Genomic DNA, 12748 nt, shown 5'->3' with positions numbered 1-12748 from the left:
CAAACCTCGGAGGGCTCCTGTTGAGTATGAATAAAGTGCGTATAATCCGCCGCCATGACTCGTACTCGATCCCCCCGTACCCCCAAAAAACCACCTTCCCGGGGCTTGAGCCCCTGGCTGGGCTGGGCCCTTAAACTCAGTCTGGTCGGCCTCGTGGTGCTCGCCGGATTCGCGGTTTACCTCGACGCCGTGGTCCAGGAGAAGTTCTCCGGCAAGCGCTGGACCATCCCGGCCAAGGTGTATGCGCGCCCGCTGGAGCTGTTCACCGGCCAGAAGCTGAGCAAGGAAGACTTCCTCACCGAGCTCGACGCCTTGGGCTATCGCCGCGAAGCCGTGAGCAACGGCCCCGGCGCAGCGGCGGTCAACGGCAACACCGTCGACTTGAATACCCGTGGCTTCCAGTTCTATGAAGGCCTGGAAAAAGCTCAGCCGGTGCGTGTGCGTTTCTCCGGCGATTACGTGGCTGACCTTTCGGCGACCAACGGTTCGAAGCTTTCAGTCGTGCGTCTGGAGCCTCTGCTGATCGGTGGCATTTACCCGAAAAATCTTGAAGACCGCATTCTGATCAAAATCGATCAGGTCCCGCCGTACCTGCTGGAAACCCTGGTCGCCGTGGAAGACCGGGATTTCTATAGTCACTGGGGCGTGTCGCCCAAGTCGATTGCCCGCGCCGTGTGGGTCAACACCTCCGGCGGCAAGATGACCCAGGGCGGCAGTACGCTGACCCAGCAGTTGGTGAAGAATTTCTACCTGACCAGCGAACGCAGCCTGACCCGCAAACTCACCGAAGCCATGATGGCGATGCTGCTTGAGCTGCATTACGACAAACGGGAAATTCTTGAGGCGTATCTCAATGAAGTGTTCGTCGGTCAGGATGGGCAGCGCGCGGTGCACGGTTTCGGCCTGGCCAGCCAGTTCTTCTTCGGGCAGCCATTGTCCGAGCTGAAACTGCATCAAGTCGCCATGCTGGTGGGGATGGTCAAGGGGCCGTCCTATTACAATCCGCGTCGCAACCCGGAACGGGCGCTGGAGCGGCGCAATCTGGTGCTCGATGTGCTTGAGCAACAAGGCGTCGCCACCGCCGAGCAGGTCGCAGCGGCGAAGAATATGCCACTGGGCGTGACGACGCGCGGCAAGCTGGCGGACAGTTCATTCCCGGGCTTCCTCGACCTGGTTAAACGTCAGCTGCGCGAAGACTATCGCGACGAAGACTTGACCGAAGAAGGCCTGCGGATCTTCACCAGTTTCGACCCGATCCTGCAGATGAAGGCCGAAGCGTCGGTCAACGACACCTTTAAACGCTTGTCCGGACGCAAGGGTTCCGATGAGGTTGAGGCGGCGATGGTCGTGACCAACCCGGAAACCGGTGAAGTCCAGGCCATGATCGGCAGCCGTCAGGCAAGTTTCGCCGGCTTCAACCGGGCGCTGGATGCAGTGCGACCAATCGGTTCGTTGATCAAGCCTGCGGTCTATCTGACAGCCCTTGAGAAGCCGAGCCAGTACACGCTGACCAGTTGGCTGTCGGACGAATCCTTCTCGGTCAAAGGCGCGGACGGTCAGGTCTGGAAACCCCAGAATTACGATCGCCGTTCCCACGGTACGGTTTTTCTGTACCAAGGCCTGGCCCATTCCTACAACCTGTCAACGGCGCGCCTCGGGTTGGCGGTTGGCGTGCCGAATGTCCTGAAGACATTGGCGCGCCTGGGTGTCAGTCGCGAGTTCCCGGCGTTCCCTTCGATGTTGCTGGGGGCTGGTGGTCTGACGCCGATCGAAGTGGCGACCATGTACCAGACGCTGGCCAACGGTGGCTTCAATACGCCGATGCGCGGGATTCGTAGCGTATTGACCGCCGAAGGCGAGCCGCTCAAGCGTTATCCGTTCCAGATCGAGCAGCGTTTCGATCCGGCCTCCATCTACCTGATCCAGAGCGCCATGCAGCGAGTCATGCGTGAAGGTACCGGCAGTTCGGTTTACAACGTGCTGCCGAAAACCCTGACCCTGGCGGGTAAAACCGGTACCAGTAACGACTCGCGAGACAGCTGGTTCGCCGGTTTCAGCCAGGACTTGCTGGCGGTGGTGTGGCTGGGACGCGATGACAACGGCAAGACCCCGTTCACCGGTGCCACCGGTGCATTGCAGGTCTGGACCAGTTTCATGCGCAAGGCCGATCCATTGCCGCTGGACATGCCGCAACCGGACAATGTTGTTCAGGCCTGGGTCGATTCGCGGACCGGGCAAGGTTCCGACGGCAGCTGCCCAGGTGCCGTGCAGATGCCGTATATTCGCGGCAGCGAACCGCCTCCCGGCGCGGCTTGTGGTGGCGACAGTCCCGCATCCGGCGAAACGGTGATGGATTGGGTCAAGGGCTGGATGAATTAAGCAAAGAGGGTTTCAAGTGAACAAGTGGTTGATTCCAGCGGTTACCGCCGTGGCTTTGCTCAGCGGTTGTTCCTCCGTACAACGCGGTTCGATTCCGGTTGTGGACTCTGGCAGTGCTGTCTCCAACAGTGAGCGAGTGTCGGCAAATGGCGGTTTCCGCAAGACGACGACTAAACGTCCTGTGCAAGCCCAGACTCAAGCGATTCCGCAAGGTGACACGGGTGTCGTCGTGATGGTGCCAGGTGGCGGCGCAGTGGCGTCGGCCCCGATCAGCACCGGTCCGATTACGCCTGGCCCGATTACCCCAGGGCCGATCGACACCTCGCCGGTACAGTCGGCACCGGTCAATCAGGGCAGCTACAGCATGCCGTCGACGCCGAGCGGGATTCCTTCGGCGAGCTCCGGTGGATTGTCTGCCGATGAGCAACTGGACGGTCCGGTGCTGGCGCTGTTGACTACTGCTCAGCAGCAACAGGCCAGCGGCGATCTCAACGGTGCGTCCTCCAGCCTCGAGCGCGCCCAGCGAGTTGCACCGCGTGAGCCGCAAGTGCTTTATCGCCTGGCTCAGGTGCGCATGGCCCAAGGCGATGCGCCACAGGCTGAACAGTTCGCCCGTCGTGGCCTGACGTTCGCCAATGGTCGTCCGGCGCTTCAGGCCAGCCTGTGGGAACTGATCGCCCAGGCGCGTGAGAAACAGGGTGATTCCGCAGGTGCGGCACTGGCCCGTCAGAAGGCCAAGGTTGTGTCGTGATGGACGCACGCTTCCCCAAGATTGCCGAGCAACTGCTGTTGATCGAGCGTGAGCTACGGGTTCAGGGTTGGTGGGATGAAGTTTCGCCATCCGCTGAGGCGTTATCCAGCGTTGAACCGTTTTCGGTCGATACGCTCGATTTCGAGCAGTGGCTGCAATGGATCTTCCTGCCGAAGATGAAGGTCATCCTCGAACAGGATCTACCGCTGCCCAACGCGTCAGGAATTCAGGAGATGGCCGAAATGGTCTTCGCCGCCCGCAATGTCCAAGGCAGGGACCGGCAGCTGCAGGTCTTGCTCAAAGAGTTCGATCTGCTGATCACCGCCTCTCGCTGAATCGGATACTGCCAGTGCCTACTGGCAGTTATCCGCAATCTGTTTCTGTGCTTCGGTAGTGCGCTCCTGACGTTGTTCATCGGTCAGGCGGCGCCTCTCACCGTCCACGTCCTCACGCAATCGCGGATTGTTCTGCAGCTGGGCCAGGTTCGTTCGCGCCTGCCCGCAGAATACCTTTAGCTGGGCTTGCTGCTCGGCAACCTGCTTTTTCACTGTGTTGTCGATGGCCTGTTGATCGCCAATCGCCGTGCTGCGCGTTGGTGCGGCGGGTTTGCCGGCAGGCGGGGAGGGCGTCACCACGGTGGTGGCCTCCTGGCCTTGAGGCGGTTGCGCGCCGAAGTGGGTAACGCCTTGGGCGTCGACCCATTTATAGATCTGAGCGGCCATACACAAAGGGCTGATCAGCAAAGTGATCATTAAGAACGTTCGCATGCCATTTCCTTGCCAGAGTTGCGCAATTGAAGCTAACACAGTTGCGGTTTAGCGGTTTTTTCTTGCTTTCTCATGTGCTTACTTCAATAAAGCACATAGACGGCTTGACTTGCAGAGGACGAAACAGAAGAATCCAAAGTCCGCTGTAGAGGGACTGCCAGAAGCAGACCCACTCAGCAGATCATGAGGCGCACATCCGCGCCGACCTGTTACACCCGCAACGCGTTACCTCGCGCTGGGTGGGAAAGGCCCGCAACACTTGGGACGATCCCAATACTTGCTCAGTCAGTGCTGACGTAGTCGGCGACCACCGTCGCTCATGCTCTGCTGAGAAGTAAACCTATTAAGACCCGTCCCCGTTTATGTGGGCGGTATTCTGGCGTTTTAGAGGTGAGCAACGTGGAGCTTTTATCTGGCGGTGAGATGCTCGTCCGCTTTTTGCGTGACGAAGGCGTTAAATATATCTATGGGTACCCAGGTGGTGCCGCATTGCATATCTACGACGCGCTGTTCAAAGAACCAGCCGTTCAACATATTCTCGTTCGTCATGAGCAGGCTGCCACTCACATGGCTGACGGCTATGCGCGCGCCACCGGCAAGGCAGGCGTTGTACTGGTGACCTCCGGTCCCGGTGCGACCAACGTCATTACCGGCATTGCTACCGCGTACATGGACTCGATTCCGATGGTGATCCTGACCGCCCAGGTGCCTAGCACCATGGTCGGGACCGATGCCTTCCAGGAAACCGATATGATCGGTATCTCCCGGCCGATCGTGAAACACAGTTTCATGATCAAGCATGCTTCGGAAATCCCGGAGATCATGAAAAAGGCTTTCTACCTCGCGCAATCGGGTCGTCCTGGTCCTGTCGTTGTCGACATTCCGAAAGACATGACCAACCCGGCCGAGAAGTTCGAATATATCTTCCCGAAAAAAGCCAAGCTGCGCTCCTACAGCCCAGCGGTTCGTGGCCATTCGGGCCAGATCCGCAAAGCGGTGGAAATGCTGTTGGCGGCCAAGCGGCCGATCATCTATGCCGGCGGCGGCGTCATTCTGGGCAACGGCTCCGCGCCATTGACCGAACTGGCGCAACTGCTGAACGTGCCGGTCACCAATACCTTGATGGGCCTCGGCGCCTATCCGGGCAGCGACCGTCAGTTCCTTGGCATGCTCGGTATGCACGGCAGCTACACCGCCAACCTGGCGATGCACCATGCGGACGTGATCATGGCCGTGGGCGCGCGTTTCGATGACCGTGTTATCAACGGTGCATCGAAGTTCTGCCCAAGCGCCAAGATTATCCACATCGACATCGACCCGGCTTCGATCTCCAAAACCATCAAGGCCGACGTTCCTATCGTAGGCCCGGTGGAAAGCGTACTGACCGAGATGGTCGCTACCTTCAAGGAAATCGGCGAGACCCCGAACAAGGACTCGGTGGCTGCCTGGTGGAAGCAGGTTGAAGAGTGGCGCGGTGATCGCGACATGTTCCCTTACAACAAAGGGGACGGCAGCATCATCAAGCCGCAAACCGTTATCGAAACCCTGCACGAAGTGACCAAGGGCGATGCCTACATTGCGTCCGACGTGGGTCAGCACCAGATGTTCGCGGCGCAATACTACCGCTTCAACAAGCCTAATCGATGGATCAACTCCGGCGGCCTGGGCACGATGGGCTTCGGTTTCCCGGCAGCAATGGGCGTCAAACTGAGCTTCCCGGAAGCCGATGTGGCTTGCGTGACCGGTGAAGGCAGCATCCAGATGAACATCCAGGAGCTGTCCACTTGCCTGCAACATGACCTGCCGGTGAAGATCATCCTGCTCAACAACGGCGTGCTCGGCATGGTCCGCCAGTGGCAGGACATGAGCTACGGCGCGCGTCACTCGCACTCCTACATGGAATCGTTGCCGGACTTCGTCAAGTTGGCTGAAGCCTACGGTCACGTCGGCATGCGCATCACGGACTTGAAGGATTTGAAGCCGATGATGGAGCAAGCCTTCGCGATGAAGGATCGTCTGGTGTTCATCGACATCAAGGTCGACGCAGCTGAACACGTCTACCCGATGCAGATCAAAGACGGCTCCATGCGCGATATGTGGCTGAGCAAGACGGAGCGTACTTAATCATGCGACATATTATTTCCCTGCTTCTGGAAAACGAACCCGGCGCTCTGTCTCGTGTAGTCGGCCTGTTCTCGCAGCGCAACTACAACATCGAAAGCCTGACCGTGGCCCCTACCGAAGACCCGACCTTGTCGCGTCTGACGCTGACCACTGTCGGCCACGATGAAATCATCGAGCAGATCACCAAGAACCTGAACAAACTGATCGAAGTGGTCAAACTGGTCGACCTGTCGGAAAGTGCTCACATCGAGCGCGAACTGATGCTGGTCAAGGTCAAGGCTACCGGCGCCCAGCGCGCCGAGATCAAGCGCACCACCGATATTTACCGTGGACAGATCGTCGATGTCAGCGCCAGCGTTTATACCGTTCAATTGACCGGTACCAGCGACAAGCTCGACAGCTTCATTCAGTCCATTGGCACCGCCTCAATCCTGGAAACCGTCCGTAGCGGCGTAACCGGTATCGCTCGCGGCGACAAAGTACTCAGCATCTAAACCAAATTAGCGAACGGCCTGAACGGCCTGGATATATAGGGGAATTTCATGAAAGTTTATTACGAAAAAGACTGCGACCTGTCGATCATCCAGGGCAAGAAAGTTGCCATCATCGGTTACGGTTCCCAGGGCCACGCTCAGGCGTGCAACCTGAAAGACTCCGGCGTTGACGTGACTGTCGGTCTGCGCAAAGGTTCGGCCACTGTTGCCAAAGCCGAAGCTCACGGCCTGAAAGTGACCGACGTTGCTTCCGCTGTTGCAGCTGCCGACCTGGTCATGATCCTGACCCCGGACGAGTTCCAGTCTGCCCTGTACAAAAACGAAATCGAGCCGAACATCAAGAAAGGCGCCACCCTGGCCTTCTCCCACGGCTTCGCGATCCACTACAACCAGGTTGTTCCGCGTGCTGACCTCGACGTGATCATGATCGCGCCGAAAGCACCGGGCCACACCGTGCGTTCCGAGTTCGTCAAAGGCGGCGGTATCCCTGACCTGATCGCTATCTATCAGGATGCTTCGGGCAACGCCAAAAACGTTGCACTGTCCTACGCCGCAGGCGTCGGTGGCGGTCGTACCGGCATCATCGAAACCACCTTCAAGGACGAGACCGAAACCGACCTGTTCGGCGAACAAGCCGTTCTGTGCGGCGGTACCGTTGAGCTGGTCAAAGCCGGTTTCGAAACCCTGGTTGAAGCTGGCTACGCGCCGGAAATGGCCTACTTCGAATGCCTGCACGAACTGAAGCTGATCGTTGACCTCATGTACGAAGGCGGTATCGCCAACATGAACTACTCGATCTCCAACAACGCTGAATACGGCGAGTACGTGACGGGTCCGGAAGTGATCAACGCCGAGTCCCGTCAGGCTATGCGCAACGCCCTGAAACGTATTCAGGACGGCGAATACGCCAAGATGTTCATCAGCGAAGGCGCGACCGGCTATCCTTCGATGACCGCCAAGCGTCGTAACAACGCCGCTCACGGTATCGAAATCATCGGCGAGCAACTGCGCTCCATGATGCCGTGGATCGGTGCCAACAAGATCGTCGACAAAGCTAAAAACTAAGTCGCGCACTTGTACGAAAAACGCGGCTTAGGCCGCGTTTTTTCGTTTGGGCTGAAAGGTTCTGGTATAAAGCTGCATCGTTTGCGGCCGAACCGTCGTCCCAGACACCTGTCGAAACTTTCCACCCCGTTGCAAGGTAATGTCCATGAGCGAACGTCCCGAAGAGCCAAACAAGGCTTCTGACGCCGAAAGCCTGCTGCCCATCGATGAACACATCGAGGAAGGGCATGACGCTGAAGGTCGTAAAGTCCGGCATCGTGGTATCTATCTTCTGCCGAATCTGTTCACCACCGCGAACCTGTTCGCAGGGTTTTATTCCATCATCAGCTCGATGAGCGCCCAGAGTGCGTTGAGTGCCGGTGATTCGATTGGCGCGAGCAAGTATTTTGCGTTTGCCGCGATTGCGATTTTCGTCGCCATGGTGCTCGACGGCCTTGATGGTCGCGTTGCCCGCATGACCAATACCCAGAGTGCCTTCGGCGCCGAGTACGATTCGCTGTCGGACATGGTCGCCTTTGGTGTCGCGCCGGCGTTGCTGGCGTTTGGCTGGGCGTTGGGCGACATGGGCAAGGTCGGCTGGATGGTTGCCTTCATCTATGTCGCGGGTGCAGCGTTGCGCCTGGCACGCTTCAATACGCAAGTCGGCACCGCGGATAAACGCTACTTCATCGGTCTGGCCAGTCCGGCTGCGGCGGGTGTTGTCGCGGGGATTGTCTGGGCGTTCAGTGACTACGGCATTCAGGGTTCCAAGATGTCGTTCCTGGTTGCGCTGATGGTGGCCGCCGCCGGCATGCTGATGGTCAGCAACATCAAGTACAACAGCTTCAAGGAGCTGGACTTGAAGGGGCGAGTGCCCTTTGTCGCGATCCTCGCGGTAGTCCTGGTGTTTGCCGTGGTCTTCAGTGATCCGCCGCGCATACTGCTGCTGGTTTTCCTCGCTTATGCGGCGTCTGGTCCGGTGCAATACCTGTTGCATCTTCGTCGGCACAAAAACGCCGAGTGATGTAATTTCCCTCATACTCCGCAGTCTATTGGTGCATCTGTCCTCCAATGCTGCGGAGTTGCCATGCTGATCAAAGTCCCCAAAGCGTCTGACTGTCACGAGTCGGACGTCACGCCTGAATCCTTCTATCTTTCTCGACGCAATCTACTGGGCGCAGCCGTTGCCGGTCTGGCCGTGAGCAGTCTGCCGCGCTGGGCCAGTGCTGACGAAGCCGCTCGTTACGCAGATGTCGAGCCAGGCAAGGCGCCTTCCTGGTTTGCCGAAAAGCTTCCTGCTACTAAATGGGGGGCAGTCAACGTCAAGGATGAGGCGATCACGCCATTCAAGGATGCGACCCACTACAACAACTTCTACGAATTCGGCACTGATAAAGGCGACCCTGCCGCCAATGCCGGTTCGCTGAAGACTGAGCCTTGGACCGTGGTGGTGGATGGGGAGGTAGGTAAGCCGGGGCGGTATGCGCTGGAAGACTTCATGAAGCCCTATCAACTGGAGGAGCGTATTTATCGTCTTCGCTGTGTCGAGGCCTGGTCGATGGTTATTCCCTGGATTGGTTTTCCTCTTTCGGCGTTGCTGAAGCAAGTCGAGCCGACATCGAAGGCCAAGTTCATCCGCTTTGAAACGCTGCAAGATCCCAAGAGCATGCCTGGGCAGCGCTCAGGTTTTGCCTTGATCGAGTGGCCCTATGTAGAGGGTTTGCGCCTGGATGAGGCGATGAATCCGTTGGCCATTCTTGCGGTGGGCATGTATGGGCGTGAACTGCCGAATCAGAACGGGGCGCCTCTGCGTTTGGTGGTGCCTTGGAAGTATGGCTTCAAGAGCGTCAAATCCATCGTGCGGATCAGTCTGGTCAGCGAACAGCCGAAAACCACCTGGCAGAGCATTGCCGCGGATGAATACGGCTTTTACGCCAACGTGAACCCTACAGTCGATCACCCGCGCTGGACTCAGGCTCGTGAGCGTCGTTTGCCGAGCGGCCTGTTCAAGCCCAATGTTCGGGACACACAGATGTTCAACGGCTACTCGGATGAAGTCGCTTCTCTCTATACAGGGCTCGATCTGCGGAAGAACTACTGATGCGTTATCCGTTTTGGCGAATTGGCGTCTTTATAGCGGCGGCGGTCTGGCCGCTGCTTTGGTTGTATCAGGCCTGGCAGGATGTGTTGGGTCCCGATCCGGGCAAGGTCCTGGTTGACCGCCTGGGGCTGGGGACGCTGATCCTGCTGCTAATAACGTTAAGCATGACGCCTCTGCAGAAACTCACCGGTTGGGCGGGGTGGATCGCTGTGCGCCGGCAGCTGGGGTTGTGGTGTTTCGCTTATGTGGTTCTGCATCTGAGCGGCTACACGGCGTTTATTCTTGGATTTGATTGGTCGCAGCTGGGTGTCGAGTTGCGCAAACGGCCGTACATCATTGTCGGGACGTTGGGGTTTCTCTGTTTATTGGCATTGGCGATGACTTCTAATCGTTACAGTCAGCGCCGGCTGGGTGTTCGTTGGAAGAAGCTGCATCGGCTGGTGTATGTCATTCTCGGGCTTGGATTGCTGCATATGTTGTGGATCGTTCGTGCCGATCTCAAGGAATGGGCGATCTATGCTTCTATAGGTGCGCTGCTATTAGTGTTGCGCATCCCGCCTGTGGCCCGTCGAATCCCGCGTTTAATAGCCAAAAAAGCGCCTTCTGCAAGAAAAGCATAAATAGGTGTTGACGGCAGATTCTGGAAGTCTATAATTCGCCCCACTTCCGGCGCAGTCGAAACGGAAAACTCCTTGGTAAACAAAGAGTTACGCAGTTTTCGACAGCGAGTTGCTTCAGGTCATCGAAGCCCAGAAGGAGTTGATCAGGCGGGGTTGTTTGGCTTGATTGACGGTTCGATCTTCTCGGTCGAAAGCGGAGAAAAAGAGGTGTTGACAGCAGCGAGTAACGCTGTAGAATTCGCCTCCCGCTAACGAGAGATCGGAAGCGCAAGTGGTTGAAGTTGCAAAGGAAACTTTGAAAACTTCTGAAAATAACCGCTTGACAGCAACAGAGGCTGCTGTAGAATGCGCGCCTCGGTTGAGACGAAAGATCTTAACCAACCGCTCTTTAACAACTGAATCAAGCAATTCGTGTGGGTGCTTGTGGAGTCAGACTGATAGTCAACAAGATTATCAGCATCACAAGTTACTCCGCGAGAAATCAAAGATGTAACCAACGATTGCTGAGCCAAGTTTAGGGTTTCTTAAAAACCCAAAGATGTTTGAACTGAAGAGTTTGATCATGGCTCAGATTGAACGCTGGCGGCAGGCCTAACACATGCAAGTCGAGCGGCAGCACGGGTACTTGTACCTGGTGGCGAGCGGCGGACGGGTGAGTAATGCCTAGGAATCTGCCTGGTAGTGGGGGATAACGCTCGGAAACGGACGCTAATACCGCATACGTCCTACGGGAGAAAGCAGGGGACCTTCGGGCCTTGCGCTATCAGATGAGCCTAGGTCGGATTAGCTAGTTGGTGAGGTAATGGCTCACCAAGGCGACGATCCGTAACTGGTCTGAGAGGATGATCAGTCACACTGGAACTGAGACACGGTCCAGACTCCTACGGGAGGCAGCAGTGGGGAATATTGGACAATGGGCGAAAGCCTGATCCAGCCATGCCGCGTGTGTGAAGAAGGTCTTCGGATTGTAAAGCACTTTAAGTTGGGAGGAAGGGCAGTTACCTAATACGTATCTGTTTTGACGTTACCGACAGAATAAGCACCGGCTAACTCTGTGCCAGCAGCCGCGGTAATACAGAGGGTGCAAGCGTTAATCGGAATTACTGGGCGTAAAGCGCGCGTAGGTGGTTTGTTAAGTTGGATGTGAAATCCCCGGGCTCAACCTGGGAACTGCATTCAAAACTGACAAGCTAGAGTATGGTAGAGGGTGGTGGAATTTCCTGTGTAGCGGTGAAATGCGTAGATATAGGAAGGAACACCAGTGGCGAAGGCGACCACCTGGACTGATACTGACACTGAGGTGCGAAAGCGTGGGGAGCAAACAGGATTAGATACCCTGGTAGTCCACGCCGTAAACGATGTCAACTAGCCGTTGGGAGCCTTGAGCTCTTAGTGGCGCAGCTAACGCATTAAGTTGACCGCCTGGGGAGTACGGCCGCAAGGTTAAAACTCAAATGAATTGACGGGGGCCCGCACAAGCGGTGGAGCATGTGGTTTAATTCGAAGCAACGCGAAGAACCTTACCAGGCCTTGACATCCAATGAACTTTCCAGAGATGGATTGGTGCCTTCGGGAACATTGAGACAGGTGCTGCATGGCTGTCGTCAGCTCGTGTCGTGAGATGTTGGGTTAAGTCCCGTAACGAGCGCAACCCTTGTCCTTAGTTACCAGCACGTAATGGTGGGCACTCTAAGGAGACTGCCGGTGACAAACCGGAGGAAGGTGGGGATGACGTCAAGTCATCATGGCCCTTACGGCCTGGGCTACACACGTGCTACAATGGTCGGTACAGAGGGTTGCCAAGCCGCGAGGTGGAGCTAATCCCAGAAAACCGATCGTAGTCCGGATCGCAGTCTGCAACTCGACTGCGTGAAGTCGGAATCGCTAGTAATCGCGAATCAGAATGTCGCGGTGAATACGTTCCCGGGCCTTGTACACACCGCCCGTCACACCATGGGAGTGGGTTGCACCAGAAGTAGCTAGTCTAACCTTCGGGGGGACGGTTACCACGGTGTGATTCATGACTGGGGTGAAGTCGTAACAAGGTAGCCGTAGGGGAACCTGCGGCTGGATCACCTCCTTAATCGACGACATCAGCTGCTCCATAAGTTCCCACACGAATTGCTTGATTCATTGAAGAAGACGATAAGAAGCAGCCCGAAATTGGGTCTGTAGCTCAGTTGGTTAGAGCGCACCCCTGATAAGGGTGAGGTCGGCAGTTCGAATCTGCCCAGACCCACCAATTTTGTGTGGGAACCTGTAGAAATACGGGGCCATAGCTCAGCTGGGAGAGCGCCTGCCTTGCACGCAGGAGGTCAACGGTTCGATCCCGTTTGGCTCCACCACTACTGCTTCTGTTTGTTGAAAGCTTAGAAATGAGCATTCCATCGTGATGATGGTGAATGTTGATTTCTAGTCTTTGGCTAGATCGTTCTTTAAAAATTTGGGTATGTGATAGAAAGATAGAC

The 12748-nt window shown here is 56.8% G+C and carries 10 protein-coding genes, 2 tRNA genes and 1 rRNA gene; 12 read left to right on the top strand and 1 reads right to left on the bottom strand.

The features are described from left to right. Nucleotides 1-54: 54 nt before the first annotated feature. The 3 genes from mrcB to RHP74_RS26440 are packed head-to-tail and all read left to right on the top strand — an operon-like array spanning nucleotide 55 to nucleotide 3465. Nucleotides 55-2379 carry a penicillin-binding protein 1B gene (gene mrcB, locus RHP74_RS26450; protein WP_077750439.1) on the top strand — a complete coding sequence of 775 codons (2325 nt, stop codon included), beginning with the start codon at nucleotides 55-57 and terminating at the stop codon, nucleotides 2377-2379. A 16-nt stretch (nucleotides 2380-2395) separates the two neighbouring features. Beyond that, nucleotides 2396-3130, top strand: coding sequence for a tetratricopeptide repeat protein (locus tag RHP74_RS26445; RefSeq protein ID WP_311096677.1), 735 nt, complete (start codon nucleotides 2396-2398; stop codon nucleotides 3128-3130). Further along, entirely contained in the window at nucleotides 3130-3465 is a 336-nt protein-coding gene (locus RHP74_RS26440; protein ID WP_311096676.1) for a YqcC family protein, read from the top strand. The genes RHP74_RS26445 and RHP74_RS26440 overlap by 1 nt, the downstream gene beginning before the upstream one ends. 18 nt (nucleotides 3466-3483) lie before the next feature. Here the strand turns inward: RHP74_RS26440 and RHP74_RS26435 are convergent, their stop codons facing one another. Then, the gene (locus RHP74_RS26435) at nucleotides 3484-3897 is read right to left on the bottom strand and encodes a DUF4124 domain-containing protein (protein WP_311096675.1); all 414 of its coding nucleotides are present in this window, start codon (nucleotides 3895-3897) and stop codon (nucleotides 3484-3486) included. Between the two features lie 399 nt (nucleotides 3898-4296). Here RHP74_RS26435 and RHP74_RS26430 point away from each other — a divergent pair, with 399 nt between their 5' ends. From RHP74_RS26430 to RHP74_RS26390, 9 genes are all read left to right on the top strand, one after another. Further along, a complete protein-coding gene (locus tag RHP74_RS26430) occupies nucleotides 4297-6021 on the top strand; it encodes an acetolactate synthase 3 large subunit (protein ID WP_010467631.1) in 1725 nt (574 codons plus the stop codon). 2 nt (nucleotides 6022-6023) lie between these two features. Beyond that, entirely contained in the window at nucleotides 6024-6515 is a 492-nt protein-coding gene (ilvN, locus tag RHP74_RS26425) for an acetolactate synthase small subunit (RefSeq protein ID WP_003205610.1), read from the top strand. 48 nt (nucleotides 6516-6563) lie between these two features. Next, the gene (ilvC, locus tag RHP74_RS26420) at nucleotides 6564-7580 is read left to right on the top strand and encodes a ketol-acid reductoisomerase (protein ID WP_007948647.1); all 1017 of its coding nucleotides are present in this window, start codon (nucleotides 6564-6566) and stop codon (nucleotides 7578-7580) included. 145 nt (nucleotides 7581-7725) lie between these two features. After that, the gene (gene pssA, locus RHP74_RS26415; RefSeq protein ID WP_010467638.1) at nucleotides 7726-8583 is read left to right on the top strand and encodes a CDP-diacylglycerol--serine O-phosphatidyltransferase; all 858 of its coding nucleotides are present in this window, start codon (nucleotides 7726-7728) and stop codon (nucleotides 8581-8583) included. A gap of 63 nt (nucleotides 8584-8646) precedes the next feature. Next, nucleotides 8647-9660: a protein-methionine-sulfoxide reductase catalytic subunit MsrP gene (gene msrP, locus RHP74_RS26410; RefSeq protein WP_010467640.1), complete on the top strand. Its 1014-nt coding sequence runs from the start codon at nucleotides 8647-8649 to the stop codon at nucleotides 9658-9660. Next, a complete protein-coding gene (msrQ, locus tag RHP74_RS26405; RefSeq protein ID WP_010467642.1) occupies nucleotides 9660-10280 on the top strand; it encodes a protein-methionine-sulfoxide reductase heme-binding subunit MsrQ in 621 nt (206 codons plus the stop codon). The genes msrP and msrQ overlap by 1 nt, the downstream gene beginning before the upstream one ends. A gap of 544 nt (nucleotides 10281-10824) precedes the next feature. Then, nucleotides 10825-12363, top strand: a 16S ribosomal RNA gene (locus RHP74_RS26400). An 82-nt stretch (nucleotides 12364-12445) separates the two neighbouring features. After that, nucleotides 12446-12522, top strand: a tRNA-Ile gene (locus tag RHP74_RS26395). A gap of 27 nt (nucleotides 12523-12549) precedes the next feature. Then, nucleotides 12550-12625, top strand: a tRNA-Ala gene (locus RHP74_RS26390). Nucleotides 12626-12748: the final 123 nt, after the last annotated feature.

Origin of the sequence: Pseudomonas sp. SG20052, from assembly GCF_031766055.1 — a bacterium.
In the GTDB taxonomy this organism is placed as follows: Bacteria; Pseudomonadota; Gammaproteobacteria; order Pseudomonadales; family Pseudomonadaceae; genus Aquipseudomonas; species Aquipseudomonas mandelii.
The sequence above is the reverse complement of the archived record's forward strand: the minus strand, read 5'-3'. Positions and strand labels throughout refer to the sequence as shown.

Coding starts and splice junctions, on each gene's coding strand:
- mrcB (WP_077750439.1), top strand. CDS start 55: ATGACTCGTACTCGATCCCCCCGTACCCCCAAAAAACCACCTTCCCGG.
- RHP74_RS26440 (WP_311096676.1), top strand. CDS start 3,130: ATGGACGCACGCTTCCCCAAGATTGCCGAGCAACTGCTGTTGATCGAG.
- RHP74_RS26435 (WP_311096675.1), bottom strand. CDS start 3,897: ATGCGAACGTTCTTAATGATCACTTTGCTGATCAGCCCTTTGTGTATG.
- ilvN (WP_003205610.1), top strand. CDS start 6,024: ATGCGACATATTATTTCCCTGCTTCTGGAAAACGAACCCGGCGCTCTG.
- ilvC (WP_007948647.1), top strand. CDS start 6,564: ATGAAAGTTTATTACGAAAAAGACTGCGACCTGTCGATCATCCAGGGC.
- pssA (WP_010467638.1), top strand. CDS start 7,726: ATGAGCGAACGTCCCGAAGAGCCAAACAAGGCTTCTGACGCCGAAAGC.
- msrP (WP_010467640.1), top strand. CDS start 8,647: ATGCTGATCAAAGTCCCCAAAGCGTCTGACTGTCACGAGTCGGACGTC.
- msrQ (WP_010467642.1), top strand. CDS start 9,660: ATGCGTTATCCGTTTTGGCGAATTGGCGTCTTTATAGCGGCGGCGGTC.